The 25,796-nt window shown below is 32.9% G+C and carries 28 protein-coding genes; 17 read left to right on the top strand and 11 right to left on the bottom strand.

What is annotated here, in order from left to right; genetic code table 11:
* Positions 1–32 precede the first annotated feature (32 nt).
* The 11 genes from MK119_RS13350 to MK119_RS13305 all read left to right on the top strand — a co-directional run bounded on the left by MK119_RS13350 (position 33) and on the right by MK119_RS13305 (position 12,215).
* Entirely contained in the window at positions 33–1,520 is a 1,488-nt protein-coding gene (locus MK119_RS13350; protein WP_290679756.1) for a glycoside hydrolase family 30 protein, read from the top strand.
* A 15-nt stretch (positions 1,521–1,535) separates the two neighbouring features.
* Complete coding sequence (locus MK119_RS13345) at positions 1,536–2,972, top strand: MFS transporter (RefSeq protein ID WP_290679674.1); 1,437 nt, start codon at positions 1,536–1,538, stop codon at positions 2,970–2,972.
* Positions 2,973–3,001: 29 nt separating this feature from the next.
* Positions 3,002–3,910, top strand: coding sequence for a glycosyl hydrolase family 17 protein (locus tag MK119_RS13340; protein ID WP_290679672.1), 909 nt, complete (start codon positions 3,002–3,004; stop codon positions 3,908–3,910).
* 13 nt (positions 3,911–3,923) lie between these two features.
* A complete protein-coding gene (locus MK119_RS13335; protein WP_290679670.1) occupies positions 3,924–4,808 on the top strand; it encodes a glycosyl hydrolase family 17 protein in 885 nt (294 codons plus the stop codon).
* A gap of 10 nt (positions 4,809–4,818) precedes the next feature.
* A complete protein-coding gene (locus tag MK119_RS13330; protein ID WP_290679668.1) occupies positions 4,819–6,447 on the top strand; it encodes a T9SS type A sorting domain-containing protein in 1,629 nt (542 codons plus the stop codon).
* A gap of 112 nt (positions 6,448–6,559) precedes the next feature.
* The gene (locus MK119_RS13325; protein ID WP_290679666.1) at positions 6,560–7,522 is read left to right on the top strand and encodes a T9SS type A sorting domain-containing protein; all 963 of its coding nucleotides are present in this window, start codon (positions 6,560–6,562) and stop codon (positions 7,520–7,522) included.
* A 104-nt stretch (positions 7,523–7,626) separates the two neighbouring features.
* Entirely contained in the window at positions 7,627–8,625 is a 999-nt protein-coding gene (locus MK119_RS13320) for a LacI family DNA-binding transcriptional regulator (protein WP_290679665.1), read from the top strand.
* 103 nt (positions 8,626–8,728) lie between these two features.
* Positions 8,729–10,684 (top strand): endonuclease, encoded by a 1,956-nt coding sequence (locus MK119_RS13315; protein ID WP_290679664.1) that lies wholly within the window; start codon positions 8,729–8,731, stop codon positions 10,682–10,684.
* Between the two features lie 80 nt (positions 10,685–10,764).
* Positions 10,765–10,947 carry a helix-turn-helix domain-containing protein gene (locus MK119_RS24315; RefSeq protein ID WP_366512817.1) on the top strand — a complete coding sequence of 61 codons (183 nt, stop codon included), beginning with the start codon at positions 10,765–10,767 and terminating at the stop codon, positions 10,945–10,947.
* Positions 10,948–11,099: 152 nt separating this feature from the next.
* Positions 11,100–11,579, top strand: a complete 480-nt coding sequence (locus tag MK119_RS13310) for a hypothetical protein (protein ID WP_290679662.1) — start codon at positions 11,100–11,102, stop codon at positions 11,577–11,579.
* Positions 11,580–11,837: 258 nt separating this feature from the next.
* Positions 11,838–12,215, top strand: coding sequence for a hypothetical protein (locus MK119_RS13305; protein WP_290679660.1), 378 nt, complete (start codon positions 11,838–11,840; stop codon positions 12,213–12,215).
* 482 nt (positions 12,216–12,697) lie between these two features.
* Here MK119_RS13305 and upp read toward each other — a convergent pair whose 3' ends face one another.
* Entirely contained in the window at positions 12,698–13,354 is a 657-nt protein-coding gene (upp, locus tag MK119_RS13300; RefSeq protein ID WP_290679658.1) for a uracil phosphoribosyltransferase, read from the bottom strand.
* A gap of 140 nt (positions 13,355–13,494) precedes the next feature.
* Here upp and MK119_RS13295 point away from each other — a divergent pair, with 140 nt between their 5' ends.
* A complete protein-coding gene (locus tag MK119_RS13295) occupies positions 13,495–14,172 on the top strand; it encodes an HAD family phosphatase (protein WP_290679656.1) in 678 nt (225 codons plus the stop codon).
* A gap of 5 nt (positions 14,173–14,177) precedes the next feature.
* On the opposite strand, the gene MK119_RS13290 is transcribed toward MK119_RS13295, so the two are convergent.
* The 4 genes from MK119_RS13290 to MK119_RS13275 all read right to left on the bottom strand — a co-directional run bounded on the left by MK119_RS13290 (position 14,178) and on the right by MK119_RS13275 (position 16,046).
* Positions 14,178–14,396: a hypothetical protein gene (locus MK119_RS13290; RefSeq protein WP_290679654.1), complete on the bottom strand. Its 219-nt coding sequence runs from the start codon at positions 14,394–14,396 to the stop codon at positions 14,178–14,180.
* 16 nt (positions 14,397–14,412) lie between these two features.
* Positions 14,413–14,814: a hypothetical protein gene (locus MK119_RS13285; protein WP_290679652.1), complete on the bottom strand. Its 402-nt coding sequence runs from the start codon at positions 14,812–14,814 to the stop codon at positions 14,413–14,415.
* A 5-nt stretch (positions 14,815–14,819) separates the two neighbouring features.
* Positions 14,820–15,344, bottom strand: a complete 525-nt coding sequence (locus tag MK119_RS13280) for an RNA polymerase sigma factor (RefSeq protein ID WP_290679650.1) — start codon at positions 15,342–15,344, stop codon at positions 14,820–14,822.
* 126 nt (positions 15,345–15,470) lie between these two features.
* Positions 15,471–16,046, bottom strand: a complete 576-nt coding sequence (locus MK119_RS13275) for a pyridoxal 5'-phosphate synthase (protein ID WP_290679648.1) — start codon at positions 16,044–16,046, stop codon at positions 15,471–15,473.
* Positions 16,047–16,157: 111 nt separating this feature from the next.
* Here MK119_RS13275 and MK119_RS13270 point away from each other — a divergent pair, with 111 nt between their 5' ends.
* A complete protein-coding gene (locus MK119_RS13270) occupies positions 16,158–16,292 on the top strand; it encodes a hypothetical protein (RefSeq protein ID WP_290679646.1) in 135 nt (44 codons plus the stop codon).
* A gap of 107 nt (positions 16,293–16,399) precedes the next feature.
* Here the strand turns inward: MK119_RS13270 and MK119_RS13265 are convergent, their stop codons facing one another.
* Complete coding sequence (locus tag MK119_RS13265) at positions 16,400–16,531, bottom strand: hypothetical protein (protein ID WP_290679644.1); 132 nt, start codon at positions 16,529–16,531, stop codon at positions 16,400–16,402.
* Positions 16,532–17,804: 1,273 nt separating this feature from the next.
* Between MK119_RS13265 and MK119_RS13260 the strand changes: the two genes are divergently transcribed.
* Positions 17,805–18,254 (top strand): small multi-drug export protein, encoded by a 450-nt coding sequence (locus MK119_RS13260; protein ID WP_290679642.1) that lies wholly within the window; start codon positions 17,805–17,807, stop codon positions 18,252–18,254.
* A gap of 623 nt (positions 18,255–18,877) precedes the next feature.
* On the opposite strand, the gene MK119_RS13255 is transcribed toward MK119_RS13260, so the two are convergent.
* The gene (locus MK119_RS13255) at positions 18,878–19,312 is read right to left on the bottom strand and encodes a hypothetical protein (RefSeq protein ID WP_290679640.1); all 435 of its coding nucleotides are present in this window, start codon (positions 19,310–19,312) and stop codon (positions 18,878–18,880) included.
* Between the two features lie 603 nt (positions 19,313–19,915).
* Between MK119_RS13255 and MK119_RS13250 the strand changes: the two genes are divergently transcribed.
* From MK119_RS13250 to MK119_RS13240, 3 genes are read left to right on the top strand one after another with little or no spacing between them, the layout of a single operon-like run.
* Positions 19,916–20,461 (top strand): sigma-70 family RNA polymerase sigma factor, encoded by a 546-nt coding sequence (locus tag MK119_RS13250; protein ID WP_290679638.1) that lies wholly within the window; start codon positions 19,916–19,918, stop codon positions 20,459–20,461.
* On the top strand, positions 20,445–21,035 hold the full coding sequence (locus tag MK119_RS13245) for a hypothetical protein (RefSeq protein ID WP_290679636.1): 591 nt from the start codon (positions 20,445–20,447) through the stop codon (positions 21,033–21,035). Before MK119_RS13250 ends, MK119_RS13245 begins: the two co-directional genes overlap by 17 nt.
* The gene (locus MK119_RS13240; RefSeq protein ID WP_290679634.1) at positions 21,025–22,506 is read left to right on the top strand and encodes a hypothetical protein; all 1,482 of its coding nucleotides are present in this window, start codon (positions 21,025–21,027) and stop codon (positions 22,504–22,506) included. The genes MK119_RS13245 and MK119_RS13240 overlap by 11 nt, the downstream gene beginning before the upstream one ends.
* A gap of 40 nt (positions 22,507–22,546) precedes the next feature.
* Here MK119_RS13240 and MK119_RS13235 read toward each other — a convergent pair whose 3' ends face one another.
* The 4 genes from MK119_RS13235 to MK119_RS13220 form a co-directional block, all read right to left on the bottom strand.
* The gene (locus MK119_RS13235) at positions 22,547–23,191 is read right to left on the bottom strand and encodes a response regulator transcription factor (RefSeq protein ID WP_290679632.1); all 645 of its coding nucleotides are present in this window, start codon (positions 23,189–23,191) and stop codon (positions 22,547–22,549) included.
* Positions 23,192–23,260: 69 nt separating this feature from the next.
* The gene (locus MK119_RS13230) at positions 23,261–23,938 is read right to left on the bottom strand and encodes an ATP-binding protein (RefSeq protein WP_290679630.1); all 678 of its coding nucleotides are present in this window, start codon (positions 23,936–23,938) and stop codon (positions 23,261–23,263) included.
* Between the two features lie 56 nt (positions 23,939–23,994).
* The gene (locus tag MK119_RS13225) at positions 23,995–24,663 is read right to left on the bottom strand and encodes a hypothetical protein (protein ID WP_290679628.1); all 669 of its coding nucleotides are present in this window, start codon (positions 24,661–24,663) and stop codon (positions 23,995–23,997) included.
* 30 nt (positions 24,664–24,693) lie between these two features.
* Positions 24,694–25,437, bottom strand: a complete 744-nt coding sequence (locus MK119_RS13220; RefSeq protein WP_290679626.1) for a hypothetical protein — start codon at positions 25,435–25,437, stop codon at positions 24,694–24,696.
* Between the last annotated feature and the right edge of the window lie 359 nt (positions 25,438–25,796).

The following is a 25,796-nucleotide window of genomic DNA, read 5'->3' as shown; positions in this document are numbered from 1 at the left end:
CCATGAAAAAATTACAGACTTATAGCCTTTTAATGCTACTCATTATGATTTCAGCTTACAAAGAAAAAGAAGAAAAGCCTGTGTTGAAAAAACTTGAGGTAACTGTTTTTGAGACTTCCGAAAGTGGAAACAAACTTACGAAGCTTACAAAATTCAACGAACCAAAAGATACCGTTGCTAAAACGACTTCGATTGTATTAAATACTAAAAAACAATACCAAACAATTACAGGGTTTGGAGGAGCCTTCACAGAGTCTTCTGCATACTTATTGAACAAGCTTAGTAAAGAAAATAGAGACCTAATCATAAAGGCTTATTTTGACAAAGACGAAGCTAACTATTCGTTAACGCGAACACACATGAATTCTTGTGATTTTTCGCTGACAAACTATTCATATACGCCAGTGGCAGATGATGTAAACTTGGAACATTTCACTATTGAAGAAGATCGTGATGATCTCATACCAATGATCAAAGACGCAATGGCAGCTTCACAAGATGGTTTCAAGATCTTTGCGTCTCCTTGGTCTGCAGCACCTTGGATGAAAGACAACAACCATTGGGTAGGTGGAAAACTACTAAAAAAATACTATGATACTTGGGCATTATTCTTCTCTAAATATACAGATGCATATAAAGCAGAAGGGATTGACATTTGGGGATTTACAGTTGAAAACGAACCTCATGGAAACGGAAACAACTGGGAAAGCATGCACTTTACTCCAGAAGAAATGACCGAATTTGTACAACACCACCTTGGACCAAAACTTGAAAAAGATGGAAAAGGTGATTTAATCATCTTAGGATACGATCAAAATCGTGCTGGACTCAAAGAATGGGTAGATGTTATGTACAAAGACGAAGCCTCCTCTAAATACTATGATGGAACAGCTATTCACTGGTATGAAAGTACCTATGAAATATTCGCAGAGGATTTGCAATACGCGCACAACAAAGCACCAAACAAATATCTTATAGAAACTGAAGGTTGTATTGATGACGAAGTTCCTGTATGGAAAGATGATGCTTGGTATTGGAAAAAAGAAGCCACTGATTGGGGCTGGAAATGGGCGAAAGAAGAAGAGAAATACTTACATCCAAAATATGCTCCTGTCAATCGTTATGCACGTGATATCATAGGATGTTTAAACAACTGGGTTGATGGTTGGGTAGATTGGAATATGGTATTAGACAGGCAAGGAGGACCAAACTGGTTCAAAAACTGGTGTATCGCACCAATTATTGTTGATCCAGAGGCTGACGAAGTATACATGACACCAATTTATTACACCATGGTGCATTTTAGCAAATACATTCGTCCAGGTGCAAAAATCATTGATGCACAAAATACAGACAAAGACTTAATGGTTACTGCTGCAAAAAATCCAGATGGAAGCATTGCAGTGGTAGTATTCAATGAAGGCAAAACCGAAAAATACTTTTCACTTCAACTAGGTGAAACATCAACAAACATATCAATTAACCCACAAGCGATTCAAACCATCGTGATTACCAATTAAATTTAACCAATTATTATGACGAAAGTACAAAAAGCATCTAGAAATAGAGTTCCTTTAGGTCAAAAAGCAGCTTTTGGAGCAGGCCACTTAATAAATAACTTAATACCTGGAATTCTAGGTGTATTTGTAGTGTTCTTAAAATCTTCTGAAGGTTTTGCAATGAATACTGTACTAGCAGGTTTAATCGTTGGAATACCTCGATTATTTGATGCAATTACTGATCCTGTAATGGGATATATATCTGATAATACAAGTTCGAGATACGGAAGACGAAGACCTTATATTTTTCTTGGAGCTATTCTCTCAGGAGTCATTTTTGCAGTATTATGGCAAGTACATGATATAGATCCAGAATCATATAACTTTTGGTACTTACTCATCTTTTCAATCTTGTTAATATTTGGTAATACTATATTCTCTACACCTTTAATTGCACTCGGATACGAAATGACATCTGATTACAAAGAACGTACCAGATTAATGGGATTTGCAAACATCATTGGTCAAATAGCATGGATGTTAGTACCTTTTCTCTATGTGCTAATTCCAGATAAAGACCTTTTTGATTCCATACCTGAAGGTGTACGAATTGTCGCATTAATTTCTGGTTTTGTAATCATTCTTTTAGGGCTTTTACCTTCAATTTTTTGTAGAGGAATCGACTCAAGTAAAATGGAAGGAAGAGAAGAGATTACGCCAAAAGCACTATGGAATAGTTTGGGGAAAATCTTTGATGGAATCAAACTAGTATTAAAAAATAAGCCTTTTGTTAAGCTATGTTTAGCAACCTTTTTAGTCTTCAATGGATTTCAAATTGTAGCTGAATTTGGAGTATTCATTATCAATTTCTATATGTTTGATGGTGATTGGGCTGCTTCCAAATGGTGGGTTGCATTATTTCCAGCAGTAACTGCTGCCTATACAGCGTTTATTGCTATTCCTATTATTAATATGATGGCAAATAAATATGGAAAACGAAAAGCATTTATTCTCGCTACAGCAATTTCAATGGTAGGATATATTTTAAAATGGTGGGGCTTCGATCCAACAAACCCATATATGCTGTTCTTACCAATTCCATTGATGTCTTTTGGTATGGGATGTTTATTCACACTAATGATGTCTATGACGGCAGATGTATGTGATTTAGATGAATTAGAAAATGGAATGCCACGAAAGGAAGGAACCTTTGGAGCTATTTATTGGTGGATGATTAAGGTTGGTCAAGGCCTAGCATTAGTATTCTCAGGAATCATTTTAAGCTTACTGGGATACGATTCAACAGCATCCACACAAACAGCAGAAGCCTTGGTAGGAATGCGAATTACTGATATCGTATTACCAGTAGTTACTGCAGGATTAGCCATTTGGGTAATGTGGGATTACAGCTTAAATGAAGAAAGAGCTATTGAAATCAAAGAAGAACTCGTTAAACGAAGAGGAGAATTATAACCTATTATAAATCAGAATAAAAATAAAAAATGTCATACAGAGACGAAGAATATCATTTATACGGAGGAATCAATTTCACCGAGCATTCAGGAATAGACTTTGACAAATATTCCCTAGAAGATTTAAAAAAACTTTGGAGAGCAACACTTAAAAAAGGAATGCACGGTATCTGTTTTAGTATGTATGAAGACGGACAAGAACCTGGCGATATCATTAGTGAAGAGCAAGTAGAAAGAAGAATCAAAATATTAAAGCCTTACTCAAAATGGGTGCGTTCTTTTTCTTGTATCGAAGGAAATGAACACATTCCACGCTATGCTAAAAAACATGGAATGAAAACTATGGTAGGCGCTTGGTTAGGTGATGATAAAGAAGAAAATGAAAAAGAAATTGAGGCAATTATTCAACTAGGTAAAGAAGGTGTAATTGATATTGCCGCGGTTGGTAATGAAGTGCTTTACAGAAATGATCTAACGCTAGAAGAATTATTAGATTACATCAAGAGAGTAAAAGAAGCATTGCCAGGTATTCCAGTTGGTTATGTTGATGCTTACTATGAATTCTCAGTACATCCAGAGTTGGTAGACATCAGTGATGTTATTCTAAGCAACTGTTATCCATATTGGGAAGGTTGCCATATTGATGGTTCACTAGCACACATGCAACAAATGTTTGGACAAGCATCGCATGCAGCTAGAGGTAAAAAAGTAATTATTACTGAAACTGGATGGCCAAGTCAAGGAGGAAGTCTGCGCGGTGCAGAATCTTCTGAGATCAATGCCATGAAATATTTTATCAACACGGAGGTTTGGGCCGAAAAAGACAATATCGAAACCTTCTATTTTTCATCATTTGACGAATCTTGGAAAACAGGTGATGAAGGAGATGTAGGAGCATATTGGGGACTTTGGGACAAACATGAAAAACTCAAATTTTAATTAAAAACAAACAATGTCTTTACGTAAAGAAAAATTCTTTTCACTAGCCGCTTTAGAGTTTGAAGGATATTCCTTTGAAGATCTCAAAGCGCTGTGGCGCAAAACCCTTAAAGCAGGCATGCACGGTATGTGTTTTAGTCCGTATGCTGAAGGGCAAGAGCCTGGAGATACACTTTCTGAAGTACAAGTAAGACGCCGTTTAGAAATTATTAAACCCTACACAAACTGGGTACGATCGTTTTCTTGTACTGAAGGAAATGAATTGATTCCTAAAATCGCCAAAGAAATGGGAATGAAAACCTTAGTTGGCGCGTGGTTAGGAGACAATCCAGAAACCAACGAAGCAGAAATTGAAGGACTTGTAAAACTCGCAGAGAAAGACTGTGTGGATATTGCTGCTGTCGGGAACGAAGTAATGTATCGAGGTGATTTAGCAGAGTATGAACTGTTAAAATTCATTAACGATACTAAAAAAGAACTGAATGGAATTCCAGTAGGATATGTAGATGCTTACTACGAATTCGTTGAACGTCCAGAAATCACAGAAGCATGTGATGTTATCTTGGCAAATTGCTACCCTTTTTGGGAAGGCTGTGACCAAGATTATTCTTTGTTGTACATGAAAGATATGTATAACAGAGCCTTGCGTGCAGCTAATGGTAAAAAAGTAATTATCACTGAAACTGGATGGCCAAATAATGGAACAAGCCTAGAAGGTGCTTATCCATCTGATAAAAATGCGATTAAATTTTTTATAAATACCCAAAGATGGGCTCAAGAAGAAAATATCGACATCTTTTATTTCTCTTCTTTCGACGAATCGTGGAAAGTTAGTGATGAAGGTGATGTTGGTGCCTATTGGGGACTTTGGGATAAATATGAACAATTCAAATTTTAAATAAACTATTATGAAGAAAATTACCCTTTTAATTTTATTACTATCTTCATTTGTCACTTTTGGACAAGTAAACCTAGATTTTGAAGATGGGACGACGACTGTGCAGTTCACATTTAATGGTGTAGGTGCAGCAAACGTTGCGAACAGCCAAATGAACACGGACAACATGTCAAGCAGAGTTTTAGAAGTAACCAAACCTGCCGGAGCAGAATGGTTTTCAGGATGTGGATTCCAATCGGTAGCTGGAACACCTTTCGTATCAATGGCAGATGGAGATCAATTTACAGTGAAAATTTGGTCTTCCAAAGCAAATGTACCTTTTAGAGTGCGTTTACAAACAGATTTAGATGCTGTTGCAAATACAGCATATAACTATGATTTTGTCATTACTACAGCCAATCAGTGGGTTGAATATACCTTAGATTTTTCAGGTGTAGTAAATGGTACAGAGCAGTATAGAGAAATCGTAATTCAACCAGATTTTGATCCAGCCTGTGAAGGTGGTGGATGTGGGCCAATAGCTGTAGGAGGAACGTATCTTATTGACGATTTTGTACAGGTAACACCTACAGTAGATCCAAACACAGATGCAACTTTATCTGACTTAACAGTAAACGGAACTACTGTTACAGGATTTTCTCCTAATACTTTTACGTATAACGTAGAATTACCAAATGGATCAGGTGTACCAACCGTGGCTGGTACGGCTTCACAAGCAGGTAGTGGCGCATCTAATGTCAGTATCACACAAGCATCAATGCTTCCTGATGCAGCTACACTTAATGTAACAGCTCCAGACGGAATTGCTACACAACTTTATACAGTAAACTTTACAGAGGCACCAGCATTACCACCTGCAGCTCCAACACCAACTGTACCAGCAATCAGCATTATTAGTGATGTATATACAAATATTAGTACACCACAAGTAGATGTTTTTGGAGGATCACTAACGAATCTTGATTTAAATGGCGACATGAATGAAGAAGCTCGTTTAATCACGGGTGGATCAGGTTTCCAATTTAATTATTTCCCTGGTAGTGCTTTTGTAGATATTTCTGCACCAGACATGATGCACTTAGACATTTATTGTGATAATATAGCTGATGGAGATGTACTAAGAATTCGATTATTAGGAAGTGATACATCGATTGCAAACATTGCTAGAGTAACATTAAATTCAGCACAATCAGGAACTTGGGTAGGTGTTGACCTTGCAATTCCAGATGGAACTAACAGAAATGATTTTGGCGATATTGATAGTGGAGCTACTTCTATTGACGTTACAGATTTAGCATTAATTCAGATCAATACACTTGATTTAGGAAGTACCTTAGCAGGAAAAGATGTGTATTTAAGTAATATTTATTTCTATGGAGGAACACTTTCTACTCCAGAATTCAATGCAGCATCTTTCAAAACATATCCAAACCCTACAAGAGATGCTTGGAATGTAGTGACTGATAATGTAACAATCAATGCCATTGAAGTATATGATATTTCTGGAAGACAAGTAATCACAATGAATCCAAATGTAGCACGCGTTACTATTGATGGAACTTATTTAAAATCAGGAATATACTTTGCAAAAATTAGTACAGACTCAGGTGCGAGTAGTATTAAACTAGTAAAAAACTAGACTAACTAAACCATAATATGATAAGGTGTGCTTTTGAGACAAAAAGCGAATCTTAATTATAAAAATAAAGTGGTATATTTGAGTTAATTATAAATCCTTAACAGAATAGTATATGAGAAAACTTTACTTTTTTATTGCATTATTATCAATTGGATTCTATGGTACTGCTCAAAATAATGTCACCTTTAGTGTTGATATGAGTAGTTATGGAGGAACATTTACAACCGTTTATTTAAGTGGAGAAATGAACGCATGGGATGGTTTTGCGAATCCAATGACAGATATGGGTGGTGGTATTTGGTCTACCACAATGAGTCTTGCCAACGGAGATTACGAATATAAATTTCAATTAGATGGCTGGGTCAATCAAGAAAACTTTACTGCCGGTGATCCTTGTACTGTAACTTCAGATGGTTATGTAAACAGGATTTTACAAGTAGCCGGTGCTGATATGAATTTAGATACACCTGATTTTGATGTATGTTATGATGATGGTGATCCAGGTCCACACAATATTACCTTTAATTTGGATATGAGTGGATACGGAGGTACTTTTACTGCAGCATACATAAGTGGACAATTTAATGGATGGGATGGTTTTGCGAACCCATTGAGCAACATGGGGGGCGATATGTGGTCTGTAACCCTTCCTTTACCAGAATCCTATACAGAATTTAAATTTCAATTAGATGGTTGGGCAGATCAAGAAATCCTCGTTTCAGGTTCAATAGGAACGGTAACTAATAGTGGATTTACAAATCGATATTTAAATATATTAGGTGATTCAGTTAAAAACTATGTTTGGAATACAGAAACTACTTTGAATACTCAAGAATTTACTGCAGATTCATGCAAAATATATCCAAATCCAACGAACAATTCGTGGAATGTAATTACTGATGATATTACCATAAATACGATTGAATTATATGATATTTCTGGACGCAAAATAGTATCTATGTCATCAAATAGTTTACAAACTACTATTGATGGTTCTAGATTGCAAAGAGGTGTTTATTTCGCAAAAGTAAATACTGATAGAGGTTCAACTAGTATCAAGTTAGTCAAAAATTAATACACTTTATACTCTAAAAAAAGAGTGTTTATGTTCATTAAACACTCTTTTTTAATATACCCTAAATGAACTTTTACAGGTTTCTATAAGATAAAATGTAACAGATGAAAAACGTAGTTTCTTTAAAATCATTAGCAAAAGAATTAAATATATCGGTCTCTACCGTATCAAAATCTCTGAACGATAGTGAAGAAATAAGTGTACAAACCAAAGAACGTGTAAAAAACTTAGCTAAACTTAGAGGCTATTCTCCTAATCCTATCGCTGTACGCTTGCAAAAGCAAGAAACTATGCAAATAGGCGTGATCTTACCAAATATTGAAAATCCTTTTTTTGCTTCAGTTTTAAAAGGAATTGATGAATTGGTGAGTTCATCCAAATACAACATCATCACATTTTTAAGTAATGAAAGTCTAGAACGAGAGAAAGAATGCCTAGACTATTTTACACGAGGAAATGTTGACGGAATTTTGATTTGTATAGCAGAAGAAACCAATAAAAAGAAAACCTTCGATCATATCATTAATATCAAACAAAAAGGAATTCCACTAGTACTGTTTGATCGTATCCCAATGCAACCATTAGGTTTTGACGTAGTACAAGTAAATGATTACGACAGCATAATAAGTGCTTATCAATACCTTGAAAGCAAAGACTGTAAAAATATTGCTTTTGTATCTTCTATTCCAACGTTAATCGTTGGTAGATCGCGTGAAGAAGGCTATTTATCGCAAACCAACAATCCAACAGTAATTGCCTTTGAAGATTTAAAAGAATTGCAATTATCTATTGAAAATACACTGAAAGAAGGAAAAATTGATGGATTTATCGCTGCAGATATTGAAGCATCCTTATTATGTAACAGCGTGATACATAAACACGGATTAGAACCTGGCACAGACGTTTCTCTTATCGGTTATGTAAATACAGCACAAAATGATTTATGTTACCCTAAAATTTCATACATTGATCAACATCCGCAAGAAATTGGAAAACAAACTGCCAAAATGCTATTACTTCGTTTAGAATCAAAGCTTGAAGATGTTCCTGCAAGTGACATTGTACTTAATACAACAATTACTATAGGTGATACAAGTCGTTAATATCTTCACTTCATAATAGTTATTTTATAACTAGTTTATATGAATTCTACATAGAATCAAAAGTTTATAATAGTATTATTGTACTTTTGTGAAAAGTAGAATGATGAAAAAACTATTTCCCTTATATTTTTTACTATTGGTAACGCAACTAGCATTTTGCCAAGTAGTGGTAATTAATGAAATTGACTGTGATACGCCCGGAACAGATACAGGCGAATTCATTGAACTTAAATCTGCAACGGCCAATTTTTCACTCGATGGATATGTTTTAGTATTATTCAACGGTTCTACCTCAGGAAACGATAGTAGTTACTTTGCATTAGATTTAGACGGACAAACGACAGATGTGAACGGTTTATTACTAATTGGAAGTAATACAGTTTCACCAGTTCCACAACTTTTAATTGGTTCTAATGTTATTCAAAATGGAGCAGATGCAGTGGCGATCTATCAAGCCAATAGTTTTGATTTTCCGCAAGGAACCCAAGCTACAACTACAGATTTAATTGATGCAATTGTTTACGATACAGGAGAAGCAGATGATACTGGATTATTAACCTTACTAGGAGAAACAGTCCAAATTAGTGAAGGAGGAAATAACAATACAAACTCTATTCAACGAAATGAAACAGATGGAACGTATTACACAGCAACACCAACACCACGACAATTAAACGATGGAAGTGGTATTGTTTTAAATGGAATAGGAATCAATGTCGCGAATGATCAATACACAGAAGGAGAGACGTTTAGTATTGAGTTTACCACTGAATTCGCCGTTACCTCAGATTTAAACATAACATTTACACTTGATAATGGCACTTTTGACACTGCAGATTTTACTGGATCAACTACAGTAACCATTCCGACAGGACAAAGTTCAGTAATGACTAATATTACACTTGTGGATGATACTTTGGATGAAGGAGATGAAGAACTGGTCATAGATTTGGTAGACAACTTTGCTGTAGAATACATCATTTTAAACAATGAAGTACTAATTAGAGCTGTAGATGATGACTTTACTGTGGCTCCTTTTGGAACACCTTTAAATCCTACATTTGGAGTTGTATCAAGCACGGCTCCAACAGGATATTACGACACGATGGATGGCTTAGCAGATGATAATTTGAAAGATGCGATACAAGCTATTATTGCAGATCCAATGACAGTAAGAGCACATACCTACGCAGATGTCTATGAAATTCTGCGAGAAGCAGATCAAAATCCAGCAAATAGCAATCAAGTTTGGTTAGTATACACAGAACAAGGAAGAGCTAAGTTAGATGTGCAATCCGGTTCAAACAATACAGGAACTTGGAACAGAGAACATACATTTCCTAGATCGCTTGCAGGATACAACAGTATAGAAGCAGACGATGTAGCAGATGGACGTGCTGTATTTTGGGAAACTAAGGCAGATTCATTACGTCATGGAAACTCTGACGGACATGGCTTGCGTGCTAGTGATGGACCAGAAAATAGCTCTAGAGGAAATCAGCATTATGGACAATATACGGGACCTACAGGAACCGCTGGAAGCTTTCGTGGTGATGTAGCTCGTGGTATCTTCTTTTTAGCAGTTCGTTACAACGGATTATCTGTTGAAAACGGTTTTCCTTCTGTGCAAGGTCAAATAGGAGACTTAGCAACATTACTAGATTGGCACAGAAACGATCCGCCAGATGATTATGAAATAAACCGTAACAACGTTGTCTATACTTGGCAATTCAATAGAAATCCATTCATAGATCATCCAGAACTCGCAGAACATCTTTGGGGAAATCAAACAGGCGTTCCATGGTCACAACCGCTTTCTAATGAAGAATTCAACACAGAAAGTATTAAGCTTTATCCAAACCCTGCAAATAACTATATAACCATCGCTGGAATAGCAGAAGAAGCTTCTATCGAAATCTATGCACTTGATGGACGAAAATTACATGCACAAAATTTTTCAGGGATAACAAAAATTAATCTAAATTTGACTTCAGGAGTCTATCTTTCCAGAATTATATCAAAAGGGAAAGTCATTACCAAAAAAATAAGTATTCTATAAGATTAGTCGTTTTATAATTTGGACAGCATTAACTTTACCATTAAGAGCCTTGTTGACATTCTTGGTTTAGTGCAAGGAGTATTCTTGGTTGTATACTAAATGATATAAAACAAAAAAAACGACTCTTAAAAGATCCTGAATACGATAATTTAAACATGTTGGGAATCGCTTTTGAGTATGGATTTAGTTCAAAAGCTACTTTTTATGCAGTTTTTAAACAATTTGTCGGAAAAACTCCAAACACTTACAAACAAATGGTTTAGCATACTTCTATACAGTCCAGAGTTCTGGAAAAGAGTCTGAAATCATGATTTCAGATCTTCATTTCACTTTACAAGACAGTTTTTAAAATTCTTCAGATTATATTTGTATCAACAAAAATTAAACATCAAAAAAAACTTTTAAAATTACAATTATGAAAAAATTATTTTTATTGGGACTATTGGTTATTGGATCAGTATTTAGTGTAAACGCACAACAAAAATATGAATACAAAGTCATCACAAGTGTAGAATCAATTGTGTCAAGTGGATTGGGAAGATCTCGATTGATATCTGCTTCAGAAGACAGAGATTATAAACAATTTACATCAAATCGAACTGAGGAAAATGATAAGCGAAACAAATCAAGAAGAAAAGACATTCGTGTGAAGAATTTTGAAGAAACAAAACTATTAAACTTCTTTAATCTTGGAGGAATTCGTTTCCAAAACATTGCAGCAAATGATGCAGTAATAACTTCAAAAATCAATACTATGGTTTCAGAAGGTTGGGATTTAGCTTTTGTAGTTAGTGGAGTAGAAAGTGATGGTGGCGATAAAGATAGACAAGGAATTTACATTACCAGATACATTTTTAAACGTGTGCTAGAACAAACACAAAAAGTAAAAGAATAGTTTACAATCATCCAACTTAGCTAACCATCATCAAAGTTAATGGAGATGAATTTTAAATACTACAAAAAAGAAAATTTAGCTTTCCTGCTCATCATTTGGACTATTTACCTGATATGGGAATTTCAAGTAATAAAATGGACAGAAGTGCTTGAAGGTCCATTATTATGAGTTGACTTAGTCATTATATTACCAGAACTCATTTTACTGAATTACTATTTATTAAGAGACCTTAAAAAACTATAATTTAAAGCAATGCTTATGAAAAATATAGTATGGAGTATTAGCTTACTATTTTTATGTACAATCATTTCTTGTAATGGACAAAAAGTAGTAAGTCAGAATACACAAGAAACTTGTGAGACTAAAGGAGGATATGGGTACAATAATAAATGCTGGGAAGGCTTTGATGATGAAGGAATTGCCAAAAATGATAAAGATAGTGTTGTCACTGTTCAAATGAAGTTGCTAAAAGAAGCTACAGATTTTCCAACTAATAGTCCTGAATATTTGCCATACATTCAATACTATGAAAGTATAGGATTTACAAACCAGTGGTCTAGAGACTTTTATTTTTATACAATCAATGCGGCGTCTGCAGCTAATATCCATTGGATGACTGAAGCAGAAATACAATAATACTAAATGATTACGGAATAGATTTTTTGAAATTTTTTATTTATTGTTGCAAAACTCTAGTATGTAAATGCTAGAGTTTTGTTGTAATTATAATTTTAAAGTGTATTAATCAGCAACCTTGCGTCTCCATACAATTTTCTCCCGGACATGAAGCACAGCTATCATCTGTTACTTGGCAATCACAACTAGGAGGTATGGTATAAAAAGGGCAACCTGTGACACTTACATAACAGTTTCCATTTTTATCTCTAAAATACTAGCATTGGTTCCTCCTTTTAGATCTTCTGATTTTAAACTCGATCTTACATTTTTTTCTTTAATTGTAATCCGTTGTGTTGTAAATTCTTTTTTTTCATGAGTAAATGTTTTTAAAATTGATAACCCTACAAATGAATATGAAAAAGAAGAAAATCAAAAAAGAACATTGTGCCCGTTTATAAAAGGGTATAAATTATACCCAAGAAATAAAAAAATAGTATCGACTAAGATCGCTTTGTTCCATACGCCAAATCGCCAGCATCGCCCAATCCAGGAACAATATATCCACGAGAATTCAACGTATCATCTACGGCAGCAATCCATAAATGTGTTTCTTTTGGAAAGTGTGTTTTTACATAGTCAACACCTTCGGTAGAACCCAATACAGAAATGATATGAATATTTTTTGGAGTTCCTTGTTGTAATAAAACTTCATACACATTTTTCATCGTACGACCTGTTGCCAACATCGGATCAACTAATAATAAGGTTTTCCCTTCCAGAGAAGGAGCCGCCATATAATTGACTACAATTTCAAACTCATCTCCGTCATCAATATGATCGCGATAGGCTGAAACAAAAGCATTTTCTGCCTGATCAAAATAGTTCAAAATTCCTTGGTGTAATGGCAAACCTGCACGCAAAATAGAGCAAATCACGACATCTTTAGCAGGAAGATTCATTTCCTTAGTTCCTAATGGAGTCGTTACTGATGCTGTAGTATTTTCAAGGACTTTACTACATTCATAACTCAAAATTTCACCTACACGTTCGATGTTTCTGCGGAAACGCATGGAATCTTTTTGAATGGAAACATCGCGTAGTTCAGAAATAAATTGATTTAGTAAAGAAGACTGTGAAGTGAAATCGTGAATGGTCATAAAATATAATTTTGAGAGTACAATAGTACTAAATTTTCAAAAAAGAAAACCAATGATATGCATCAAATGGTAACTTTTCGGTAATCTTTCAAATGGCGATAATCAATACACTTTTAGTATATTCGCCAAAAATAAGAAGCATGTTACAAGGAGTTTTATTTGATATGGATGGTGTCATTGTTGATACTGAACCATTACACCACAAAGCTTATTATCAAATGTTTGATGAGGTTGGCATAGAAGTGTCACCAGAACTCTATCAATCATTTACAGGGCAATCAACCATCAATATTTGTAAGCGTTTGGTAGATCATTTTGACTTAATAAAAACTCCTGAACACTTAATGTATACAAAACGTGATAATTTTAAGTATTTATTTGCCAACGATACTAGTTTACAACTGATTAATGGTGTGTTAGATATCATTAAAGAATATCATGCAAACGAATTAAAACTTGTATTGGCTTCTTCGGCTTCTATGATGACAATTGACAATGTTTTTGATCGCTTCGATTTGAATCAGTACTTCATTGCAAAATTTAGTGGAGCTGATTTAAAACAATCCAAACCGCATCCAGAAATTTTTGAAAAAGCGGCACATGCTACAGGTTACGAGCGTTCAAATTGTATGGTCATTGAAGATTCTACCAATGGAATCAAAGCTGCCAATGCCGCAGGAATCTTTTGTGTGGGTTATGATAGTCAACATTCCAAAAACCAAGACTATAGCATTGCCAACATGGTGATTTCAGATTTTCAAGAAATACAACACGATAAAATCCAGTCAATTTTTAAAAAAAAAATAGAAACAAGCTAATTGTATTAATCGGCTAATATTTCAATAGCAAAATCGTGTGCTTTTCCAAGTTCAATAACTGTGTTTTTTGTTAAACCAGCATTGGCTTCAATTTGTAACACCTTATCAATATCTTCTAAATCCACGGACCAATTTAAAATATCCGCATGGTTATTAAAAATGGGCTCAAGTATAGCTACATTCTCTGCAGACTTTATATCTGTTTGAAAGATTAAAATTTCCATAATACTATATGATAACTTATTTAGATTCTTGATCTAATGGCTCAATTTTATTTACCTTTCGTCTTACATATTCCATATACAATTCATCACCTTCTTCTTCCCAAAACTTATCATAATGTTCCCATTTAGAAAAATCACTTTTCGATTTCTTATGACTTTTAGAATCACATTTTTTAGAAGAACTGCTGCTACTACAACCGCCAAGAAGAATTTTAAACAAAATAAATAATCCAACTGCTTGCCAATAAGTAATTACAGGAAGATCAAAAATTTCTGGCATTAGCCAATTCCATAACCACATAATAACATAGCCAAACAAAATACCCAATCCTACAATGGCAATGATCCCAAAAATGACAATTCCAGCAATTTCTAGTGGTGATTTTGATCTCAATTTATGTGCAAAATAATTTTTCATATTCGTTATTTTTTAAGTTCTAATTCAATTTTTTTATACAAAATTCCTATCGCTCTATGTCTTCTCGACATTAAAGTTCCTTCAGGAATTCCAGTTTCGTTCGAAATTTCTTTATCGGTATATCCTTCAATATCAACTGCGATAATGATATCTCTATAAGGAGGTTTTAATTGTTTGATGCAATGTTTATGAATGGAAATTTTTTCTTCAGAAATTGGATTGTCCATATCTTGATGTAACATCGTGGCAATTTCAGACAACTCATGATCAACTTCTACAGCATCCAATTTTTTAGGCTTCCGCATAATATCAATGATCCGATTTCTGACAGATTTATACACAAAACCAGCAACATTATTAATAGGAGCATACCGGTCTGCTCCAGAAAATAATTTTAAAGCCACATCCTGAATAATATCTTCTGCATTTCTATTTACAGAATCACTTATTTTAGAGTTCACAAAAAACTTAAGAGAATGATATTCTCTTCCAAAAAAATCTTTAAGCTTTTTACTGTTTTCTGATTCCAAACTTATCTAACCTTTTGTAATGGTCTTTCGATTTAAAAGACGTGACTTTTTAAATCTATTGCATTTTTTCCTCTTTTATTTTGAAAATGTAATAAATAAGCTGTTTAACAGGTATTTAAGAAGTAGCTATGGTTGAATGCAATACGACTTCCAATTGCCTATTTCGCCTTCAAAAACGGTGCGTTCATGCAATCTACTAGTCTTAAAGTCCATAAATTCGATTCGTTTTGGGCGAATACAAATGCCATTCCAATCATCAGGAAGCGGAATAGTTTTGTGTTTTAGTATTTCTTTTTGCTGTAGAAATGTATCTTTTAAAATGTCAAAATTTTCAATCTTCTTTCCTTGATCAAAAACGGTAGAAACCAATTGTGCATCACGATTTCTTTCTTTAAAATATTGAGTAGCTTGTGTTTTTGAAACCATAAAAACATCACCTTGTATGCGAACTTGTCGTTCCGTAGTTGTCCACCAAAAAGTCAATGCTGCCGTGGGATTTTGTTCCAATTCACGTCCTTTTTGAGACGAGAGCGTTCCTGTAACAATAAAACCTTCTGTAGTAACTTCTTTTAGAGAGACAAAACGCGCATTTGGATAACCATCGATTCCGATAGTTGACAAGCAACATGCCATAGGAAATCGTAATTGATGTTTTGAGTGTTCTTCTTCAAGCCATGCATGAAATTGTTCAAAAGGATTCATATGTTTTGATGCTAAAATCATAAAACTACAAAAATTACTATTTTTAATGTATTCCCGTAAATAATTTTTCTGTTAATTCTTTATTTTTATGCTATATAAAAAATTAGAATCATGAAGAAAAAAGAATTTAAAACATTGAAAATCAAGAAGAAAGTTATTTCAAATTTTGACACTCAAAAAATCAAAGGAGGTGATACAGATAACAGTTGGATTCTCACAGGGTGTTGTAAAGTTCAGGAGCATTAAAAGTAAAATATATAAAGCGGGATTTCCCGCTTTTTTGTATTTTAAATGTATGTAGTCATTTATATACATAACACACCATCCTTGCTTTTAAAAAATTAAAGATAATGTTATCCGTTATCAAATTCTGTATGATAATACGGATTTTGCCAAGCGTTTATAAGTAAATTTTTTCCTTTATAGTATTCATAATTTGAGTATTTTAAATCTAAAGGATACTTGTATGTATTTTTCTTTTTCAAAAGACAGTTTCAATTTAATCATGATAATCTATCTTCTCTCTCGCATAGAAATGGACTCATTGAAAGTTAAATAATTTGTAAAAATTGTTCTTTTGATAGCATTTTTAACCTTTAGTTAGCTTCCTAGCCCTGTTTTGAAGTTCTAAAAAGCTTTCAGTAGAAATAGAAATTCCTGAATTTTAATTAAATTCATAATTTTAAACAAGTTCAATTTAAGATGTAAAGAAAATATCAGAATTTAACTTAAAAATAGTCAAATGGAAAAAATATTAATTTTTGACATAAGAAAAGTACTACATGAGTTAACAATACATCAAAAATAAGAAACAACATGATACAATAACTATTTATTCTTTATTACATATATTAGCTTATCATCTTCCGTACACAAAGTATCATCTTTTCCTTTAGATAGGAGCTTGTATCTTAACACTTTTTCTGTTTTTTAATAGATCATTTAATGTCTTCAATCATCTTTGGTCAAATTGCTATATGTTGAATTTCTTCTTGAAAGTGCTAAAATATCATCTTGATACATTTCTTTTTCAATTTAATTTTATATGATTAATATGAAAGTGCGAGGAAGGTTTCTTGCTTTTTTCTTTTTTTGTTTAATAGGATTTAAAAAAGAATAAAAAACTTAAAACTAAAATAATTGATGGTACAACGACAAAAGCTGTGATAAGTGTATAAACTAGCTGTTTTTATGTCAGCCCGTTGGCTTTTTCATATTCGAAATGGCAAATTCAATAGCATTCTTTAACAGCGATTTTACTTAATCATTTCTGTAATCTCCTGTTCTGACATTAGGAACATATCAAACTAGTTTATCTGTGTCATTTACTAAGTTCTTCGGATATTCTAAAACGGTACCTTGTGAAAGCATAACTTTAAAAGCTCGCTGCATATATCATAAAGCAGAAACCACCTGAGAGCTTTTCTGATATTGAAAAGGGAGCGATAAGGCATGTCTATGATAGATAAGTTCATTAGTTTCTAGATAAAATTCAATCAAAATTTCACAAGTCATTAAATACTTCGATACATTTTTTGGTTTTTACATTCTAGAAGTATTCACATTTGTGACGTAAGTCACCTGTAGATTTGATTTCACTTTTCACTATTGCGCATAATTAAAAATAAAAAAAGGAAAATGTAATGATAAATCAATATAACCAAGTACATAAGGAAGTTTTTTATAAAAAATTTAAAGATCTAAAATTTGTTCACAGTACAAATTGACGTAATTTTGCAGTCCTTTTAAAATAAAATTGTGATTGAAGATATTCTTATAACCATGATGTGGAGTATTTCTCCGCTCGGAGAAGCTAAAGTTGGTATTCCTATTGGGTTGCAATCTGAAGCAAATCCGTATGTTATTTTTGTAGCTGCATTTATTGCGAATGTACTGGTATTTCCTGTCATGATTTTTTTCCTAGATCACGTAAACCGTTACTTTTTACGTTGGCGTAACTACAAAAAAGGAGCATTGTGGGTAGCCAAAAGAGCCAAAAAAGGAGCGAAAGATAAAATTCAAAAATATGGTTTTTGGGGATTGATGCTTTTTGTTATGATTCCTGTTCCTGGAACTGGAGTATATGCAGGAACCATAGCTACTTACTTATTCAATATTGAGCGAAAACAAGCATTTGCAGCCAATACAATTGGAATCTTTTTCTCTTCTGTAATCGTTTGGGTTACCTTTATGTTTTTTAAAGATTAAACGATCAGAGTTTTTATTCCCTATAAAAATTTATATTCGCGACAGAATTTTAGACAAATGAAAACAACAAACGTTAACATCATTGCATTAAACGGCGCTATCAGAACTGTATTTTTTGGTAGGGCAATACTGGTATTCTAAAAAGATAAATCTTCATATATTTTACAAGGCTTTCTTTTTAGGAAGCTTTTTTTGTTCTACCGAAATTCAGACAATAGCTTTTTAAATTTAGAATAAATTCTGGCAATTTTACATCATAAAAATTGATGCCATCAAACCGTTGAATGATATATTCGTTATTTTCCAAGGTACATTGATTTTTTTGAGCACTTCTACCAGCAATCCATAACCAACCTAATGCATCATACGAAACATAACTAGGATCGTTAATTTTATAGCCATCTTCTATGCTATACTTTATTGTGCTTTTGACAAAAGAGTTTTTGTTTGCCCAAAAACAAACGTACTCAAAAGGATTAGTAATAAGAATATAAATATTTTTTTCACCGAAGAGTCGAAGAGTTACAAAACGTAATTATATAAAATTAATTCTTAAGAAGAAAAATTATAAAGTGATAAAACTTTGAATTAAGATTTAGGAATCTATACAAAAGTTGATTCACTTACAAAAACAAACTCGTAATTGCCAAAACAACCAATAAAAGCAAGCCAATAATAAAAACACCAATCATATTTTCAGAGACTTTCTTTCGTTTTTCTTCTGAAGCTTCTGAATATTTTTGAAAACTCTTTTCATAACGTTTTTTTGAACCAAAAAGCAATGCCACAATAAAGTATATAACCAGAATCAAAGGAATAGCAACAATTTGACTCATGGCTTTTCCCATGCTTCTGCCAACTATTTTTCGTAAAGGTTTTAAAAGATCATCAAGAATGTCTTCGGAAATAAAATTTAAAATAATAATCGTTACAAAAAGATAGATAAGAATAATTGCGGTGAATAATAAATTTCCATAAAAACGCCCTTTTTGCACATCGTATCCTTTATTTTTCAATTCGTAATACTGACTACCGTAAAGCGCATCTATAATATTCATGATTCTTCGAGTTTAGATTGTAAATTTCAAAAAAGATATGAAATTTTGTACAATAATTCTGATAAAGTAAGTTGTTACTTGTCTGAAAATGGGAATAAACCGAAGTCTACTCCTGCTTTTACATAAATTTCTTTTAGATTAACATACTGCCATCTGCTGCAACCTGGACCTTTACTAAAACATGCATCATCAAAAGTACACATAGGATTTTTTGATGGTCCGTGATTAAATGTATCGCCAGTTCCTCCTTTCGCAGCTTCAGTATCAAAAGTGCTAACAATGTTTTTACGAATAGCTAATTTGTTTTACAAACTTCTTTTTTTCATGATAATTTATTTTGTGGTTATCCTTACAATTAGATAATTTCAATAAGCATTATCTATGCTAAAAACATAAACAAACACATGTGATTTATTTTTTAGAGAAATTTTTTAGAAAGTTAACAGGTTGTAAAATATGATGTTATGGAGTTCTGTGGTAAATTTTAAGACAAATAAAAATAGGCAATTAATCTATTTTTTATAATTTATTGTCACATTACAAAAACTGCTACGTCTTTAGAAACGTATAGCAATAACCAAAACCAAAAAGCGAACTTATAGTATGTCTCAAATTGAGCTCATCGAAAAGTGTAAGAATAATGACAGGAAAGCACAACTGCGTTTGTACAGGCAGTATTGTGAAGGAATGTTTGTTGTTGCCAATCGATTTTTGAAACATACAGAAGATGCAGAAGATGCCATGCAAGAAGCATTTATCAATGCATTTAAAAAAATAGATCAGTATACCGCTGAAGTAAGTTTTGGAGCTTGGCTAAAAAAGATTGTCATTAATAAAAGTTTAGATAAATTACGTGCTAAACAAAACTATTATATCTCCATTGACGAAGCGCAACTAGAAGTAGTTGTCGAAGAAGATAATTGGCAAACGAGAGATGATACTACGTTGGAAGAAGTAAAAGCTGAAATTGAAAAATTGCCTGATAAATACAGAGTCGTTCTGATTTTATTCTTGTTAGAAGGATACGATCATCAAGAAATTTCAGAAATATTAAACATTTCATCAACTGCATCACGTACACAATTATTACGAGGAAAAAAGAAGTTACAAGAAGCATTAAAAAAGAGAAGTCATGGGACAGGATATTAAAGATTTGTTGAAAAAAGAACAATTACATATTCAAAAAGGATTGTCAGACGGACATGAAGCTCGTTTTTTAGAACGATTGGAAACTGCATTGCCACAAGAAGAAAAGGAAGTTAAAAAGTCTTCTTTCTCTCCCTATAAAATTGCGGTAGCTGTTATTTTAATTGCAAGCTTGAGCATATTTGTATACCAACAAATTCCTAACGGACCCATTGATTTAGATATTGTAAATAACCATGCAAATGCTAAAGAAGTCGAAAAACCTTCTCTAAAAAGCTTAGGCGATATTTCTCCTGATTTAAAAAAGATAGAAGATTACTATGTGGCAAACATTAATTACGAATTGACGCAAGTAGAAGTCTCTGAAATCGGGAAGCAACTGTTTGAAAGTTATATGCAACAATTGTCGCAATTAAACGAAGAACATAAAGTATTGCAAAAAGAGTTAACGGACATTGGACCTAATGAACAAACCATCAATGCAATGATTGACAACTTGCAGTTAAGGCTGAAATTGCTATATCAATTAAAGGAAAAATTAAGTGAACTAAAAAAATCAGAAGACGATGTTTCATAAATCAAAACGAACACAAAGTCTATTGATCGCACTCTTGATCATTAGCTTTGGATACTCACAATCAAAAAAACGAACAAAAAAGGAAGTTTTTACTGTAAATAAAGACGTTACCTTAGATATTAATACTTCGCATGCTGATGTAGAGTTTGACACTTGGAATAAAAATAAAGTGGAAATCACAGCAACAATCGAAGTAGAAGACGCTACCGATGAAGAAGTAGAAGAGTACATGAAAAAATGGAACTTTAAAGCAATTGGAAACAGTGAAAAGGTTACTGTGACTTCAAAAGGAGGCCACTCATTATTTGGTGATGCGAGTGAATTTGTACTAGCAGATCCAATTATTATGGAGCACGACTTTCCAATGGTTATAGAAATGCCAGAAATAGCTGAGTTTGCAGAAATTCAGGAAATTGTAGAAATTCCAGAATTCCCTGTGACAGTGATTGAATCTATGTCTAACTTAAAGTTTGACTATGAAGCATTTGAAAAAGATGGAGAAGCATATTTAAAAAAGTGGAAAGAGGAATTCAAATCTGACTTTGATGAAGAAAAATTCAAAGAAGAAATGGAGAAATGGCAAAAGAAATTTGAAGAGAAGCAAAAAGAGCGTAAAAAAGTGCTAGAAAAGTTTATGAAAAAGCAAAAGCTGCAAGAAAAGAAATTAGCAATGATCAAAGAAAAAGCACTAAAAAAAGCAAAAATATACCAAGAAAAAGCAATGAAGAAACACAAATTAGCTTTAAAAAAACAAGAATTAGCTTTAAAAAAGCTAGAGAATGCTAAAGTGTTAGAATTGAAAGATAAATATGGAGGATATGATAATATTTTCTTTATTTCTAAAGATGACAAACATTTTAAAGTTAAGAAAACCATCAAAATTAAGATGCCTAAAAAAGCAAAGTTAAAACTCAATGTACGTCATGGAGAAGTAACCATTGCTGCAGTAGGAGAAAATATGGATGCAAAGCTGTCACACGCAGCTTTGTATGCCAATGTTATTGAAGGTGCTAATACGACGATAGAAACGTCGTATGCACCCATTCATGTTACCAAATGGAACAACGGCGCTTTGAAAGTAAATTTTGTAAAGAATGTAGATTTACAATCGGTTCAAAATATTAATCTGATGTCCAATTCATCAAAAGTAAGCGTAGGAACACTAGGTGAGAGTGGAATTATTAGCGGAACTTTTGGAAACTTATTGATTCACAACGTTGGCGAAGATTTTAAAACCTTAGATATTATTTTAGAAAATACAGATGCACGCATTCAGTTGCCATCTACTGCTTTTAAACTGTACTATATTGGTTCTAGTTCTAAAATTTCATATCCTGAAACCGTGACAGGAACTGAAAATAAAACACAGTTCAACACCATTGTTCGCGGATATCAAAAAAGTGCAAACTCTGGTAGTGAAATCAATATCAATGCAAAGTATAGCAAGATATCTTTAAATAAAAAGTCTTAACTAATATATAGCGTCAACACTTAGTGAAGTCGAAGTGAAGCTATGGTAAATAAATCTTATTCTTTATTGCATAAATAACAAGTCCAATTCTATTCTTTACATCCAACTTTTCAAACAAGGCATCTCTATAGCCATCAATTGTTTTTGGACTCAGGCACATCTTATCAGCAATCTGTTTATAGGTCATTTCAGTACAGACCAATTTCATAAACTCAATTTCATTTTCTTTCAATTTCGTTCCTGAGCTTCCTTTTCCATTCAACGAACCTATCAAAATATTAGTCACATGCTTCGAGTGATAAAATCCATTCGTAATCACCTCGTTTAACGCCATTTCAAGGACACTCTTTTCCACATCTTTCATCAAATATCCTTTGGCTCCAGCACGCAACATTTGTATAATAGTACGTTCGTCTTCTTCAATAGAAAGTCCAATAACATCAATATTAGGAAAATGCTCTGTAATCCACGTGGTTGTTTCAATACCATTCATAAGTGGCATATTAATGTCCATCAATACAATATCTGGAACATTCGTATTCTTTTCTTCTAAGCGTGTAATAAGTTCTTTTCCGTTTTTACACAAATAGCTTACTTTAAATCGGTCAAAAGAATCGACCAAACCGCCAATGGCTTGTGATAATAATACGTGATCTTCTACGATGACAACAGAATATGTTTTCAAAATACTGGTTTTAGGTTAATTGTGTTAAAATATGTGTATTTATTGATGTACTAAGTACAAAAAATATCACTAAAGGTAGTAAATAATCGTCAGTTGTGTTCCTTTTTCAAGCTCAGATTCAAGTTCAATTTCAGCGCCAATTAATTTTCCTCTACTCTTCATGTTAAGCAATCCGATACCTTTATTAGATTTTTCAAGCGATTTATCGAAGCCCTTTCCATTATCGTTGGCAACAATCGTCAGTGTTGCATCAGTATAGGTTAACATCACATCTAATTTTGAGGCTTTTGCATGTTTGATGGTATTTGAAAAGAACTCTTGTAAGATACGAAACAGAATGATTTCTGCTTTATCATCAATGATTTTTTCGTCGCCTTCAATAGTTAAGGTGGCTTCAATAAAATTAAGTCGGTTAAAACGAGCAACTTCCAGATTTAAAGCTTCAGGCAGCATAATATTTTTCAACGCATCCGGATTGATCAATTTGGAAAGCGCACGTAATTCTGTCAAACTATTTGAAATGGTTTCACTTACACCAGAGATGTCTTCGTTGCAACCTGCGAGTTGATGCAATTGTATTTTGGCTAAAGTCAATAATTGCCCAATATTGTCATGCAATTCCCAACTAATATTGCGCAAAGTTTGTTCACGAATCTCAATTTGCGTCTCTGCAATAGCATTTTCAAATTCGCGTTGTGCTTGTTGTTTTTCGGTTAAGAGGTTATTCTTTCGCTTGATGAATACCATGAAAAGAATAATAATTATAATAACTAATACAATAAAAATAAAAGTTGTTATAACTGCTATTCGTTCAGTAACTTCTGACCCCAAATAAAACCTGTTATATAGCATATATTTAAGACATATATTAATACGTAATAAAGTAACAAAATAATATTAAGTTCTAGGAGAACAAACTCTATATAATATTCTCTTATAATCATAAAAGGAATTATCCCCATTTGAAATATAAACAGACCAATACTAATCCAAAACAAAATATCTTTTGATATTACTAATATTCTCTCTGAATTTAAGGTTTCTATAAAATAAAATACAATACTTATAGCTAAAGCAATCGATCCATATAGGTATGCTATAGTAAGTATATTTTTCATGTAATCAATAAAAAATGCACTTACAATATAAAGAACAACACAACTTACAATAAAAAATGATATGTATTTTTTAAATTTCTTCTTTTGAATAAAATGTCTATAGATTGAAAGAAAAAATACTAAACTCACAATACCATATATATTATATACTATAGAGTTGTGTCTATCTTCGGAATATGTTTTTACTATTAGTCCAATAAACTCATTTATTGCAACATACCACAAAAAATATAAAATATATTTAAGGAAAGAGTTTTTATATTTATGAAAAGTGATTGTAGCAATAATAGCTGTTAATACTCCTAAATATAAACTCCCTTCCCTTAATAAGGTAACTATTTTTAGTTCTTCCATTTTATAAGTTAACCTTAGATTTTTATAAATTTATCCTCTTGGAGGTGGACTTAACTGACCCATATTAAAAGATAAACTCGTTTTGTCTCCATCATCATCATCATCATCATCATTTTTAGCACTTGCAGATTTTTGAGCGGTACTACCTTTTTCCTCTTGAGATTTTCTGCCAGCTAAATTATTATTAGCTAAAAATGCACGTTCATCTGGATTAAGATACTGATCAATCAATAATCTGGCAATCACTCTATAAGTTCCAACTAATGGATCACTTGCGCTAGCAGGCTCTATATAGAAAGGTAGATTATTCATATTAGAGTTTTCATCATTTAGTTTAGCATCTACTGTAGGTGTTAAGAAAACGGTTTGTTGCTTTGGATACTCATTATTACTTGCATCATGCGCTCCAAAATATACACGAATACCTGAAATACGATCATTGTCAGGGTTTTTTTGTTGTACAGCTTCTAAATACCCAATATACTGTTTGATTCTATCGTATTCAAACCATACAAATTGTGTATCTAAGAAGTCATCACCCATCGCATTGTTAATTGCTGTATAATGATCTCCCACATAGCTTTCATGCAGGGTAATCGCATCATTAACTGAAATAATACCTCCTGGAGCTTGCGTAGTTGGTGCACAGGCACCTGTAGCTGGTGGACAATCAGGACAATCAGGACATTTTTCACAAAAATATTGCTTACAAACAAAGAAACCGATCGCTGCTCCTATAACCAAAGGAACAATTGTACGTACTAAATTTTTCATAAGGGTTGTAGTTTAGTTAGTCTTTTTAAATTTTGTTAAAATTAGCCAATCTTTTTAGAAAAAAAATGACAAAACAAAAATTGGGTGTTTTTCCCTTTTGATAAAAAGTGGTAAACTTAGAAAAGTTAAGAAAAAAACTACAAAATGAAAATGTAAAGCGAAGAAATCTTAGAAATTGTAATTGAGAAGAATTAATTAGATAGGTTTGGAGGAAGTAATCTAATTATTATTTGGAGGAGGCGATAAGTGCCCCATATTGTAAGCTAGGCTTTCACCTTCTTCATTTTCAGAAGAATTGTTTTTGTAAAGAATATTAGTATCTAGAAAACTATCTAAAAATGTTCCTTGGGTATTGATAA

This window comes from Kordia sp. (genome assembly GCF_022447245.1).
Lineage (GTDB): Bacteria > Bacteroidota > Bacteroidia > Flavobacteriales > Flavobacteriaceae > Kordia.
The sequence above is the reverse complement of the archived record's forward strand: the minus strand, read 5'-3'. Positions and strand labels throughout refer to the sequence as shown.

Excerpts from the sequence above, each read along its gene's own strand:
- upp (WP_290679658.1), bottom strand. The coding sequence starts at position 13,354 with ATGACCATTCACGATTTCACTTCACAGTCTTCTTTACTAAATCAATTT.
- MK119_RS13270 (WP_290679646.1), top strand. The coding sequence starts at position 16,158 with ATGAAGAAAAAAGAATTTAAAACATTGAAAATCAAGAAGAAAGTTATT.
- MK119_RS13250 (WP_290679638.1), top strand. The coding sequence starts at position 19,916 with ATGTCTCAAATTGAGCTCATCGAAAAGTGTAAGAATAATGACAGGAAA.
- MK119_RS13295 (WP_290679656.1), top strand. The coding sequence starts at position 13,495 with ATGTTACAAGGAGTTTTATTTGATATGGATGGTGTCATTGTTGATACT.
- MK119_RS13310 (WP_290679662.1), top strand. The coding sequence starts at position 11,100 with ATGAAAAAATTATTTTTATTGGGACTATTGGTTATTGGATCAGTATTT.
- MK119_RS13230 (WP_290679630.1), bottom strand. The coding sequence starts at position 23,938 with ATGGTATTCATCAAGCGAAAGAATAACCTCTTAACCGAAAAACAACAA.
- MK119_RS13285 (WP_290679652.1), bottom strand. The coding sequence starts at position 14,814 with ATGAAAAATTATTTTGCACATAAATTGAGATCAAAATCACCACTAGAA.
- MK119_RS13335 (WP_290679670.1), top strand. The coding sequence starts at position 3,924 with ATGTCTTTACGTAAAGAAAAATTCTTTTCACTAGCCGCTTTAGAGTTT.
- MK119_RS13340 (WP_290679672.1), top strand. The coding sequence starts at position 3,002 with ATGTCATACAGAGACGAAGAATATCATTTATACGGAGGAATCAATTTC.
- MK119_RS13305 (WP_290679660.1), top strand. The coding sequence starts at position 11,838 with ATGAAAAATATAGTATGGAGTATTAGCTTACTATTTTTATGTACAATC.
- MK119_RS13245 (WP_290679636.1), top strand. The coding sequence starts at position 20,445 with ATGGGACAGGATATTAAAGATTTGTTGAAAAAAGAACAATTACATATT.
- MK119_RS13345 (WP_290679674.1), top strand. The coding sequence starts at position 1,536 with ATGACGAAAGTACAAAAAGCATCTAGAAATAGAGTTCCTTTAGGTCAA.
- MK119_RS13320 (WP_290679665.1), top strand. The coding sequence starts at position 7,627 with ATGAAAAACGTAGTTTCTTTAAAATCATTAGCAAAAGAATTAAATATA.
- MK119_RS13275 (WP_290679648.1), bottom strand. The coding sequence starts at position 16,046 with ATGAATCCTTTTGAACAATTTCATGCATGGCTTGAAGAAGAACACTCA.
- MK119_RS13325 (WP_290679666.1), top strand. The coding sequence starts at position 6,560 with ATGAGAAAACTTTACTTTTTTATTGCATTATTATCAATTGGATTCTAT.
- MK119_RS13330 (WP_290679668.1), top strand. The coding sequence starts at position 4,819 with ATGAAGAAAATTACCCTTTTAATTTTATTACTATCTTCATTTGTCACT.
- MK119_RS13240 (WP_290679634.1), top strand. The coding sequence starts at position 21,025 with ATGTTTCATAAATCAAAACGAACACAAAGTCTATTGATCGCACTCTTG.
- MK119_RS13255 (WP_290679640.1), bottom strand. The coding sequence starts at position 19,312 with ATGAATATTATAGATGCGCTTTACGGTAGTCAGTATTACGAATTGAAA.
- MK119_RS13290 (WP_290679654.1), bottom strand. The coding sequence starts at position 14,396 with ATGGAAATTTTAATCTTTCAAACAGATATAAAGTCTGCAGAGAATGTA.
- MK119_RS13225 (WP_290679628.1), bottom strand. The coding sequence starts at position 24,663 with ATGGAAGAACTAAAAATAGTTACCTTATTAAGGGAAGGGAGTTTATAT.
- MK119_RS13350 (WP_290679756.1), top strand. The coding sequence starts at position 33 with ATGCTACTCATTATGATTTCAGCTTACAAAGAAAAAGAAGAAAAGCCT.
- MK119_RS13315 (WP_290679664.1), top strand. The coding sequence starts at position 8,729 with ATGAAAAAACTATTTCCCTTATATTTTTTACTATTGGTAACGCAACTA.
- MK119_RS13220 (WP_290679626.1), bottom strand. The coding sequence starts at position 25,437 with ATGAAAAATTTAGTACGTACAATTGTTCCTTTGGTTATAGGAGCAGCG.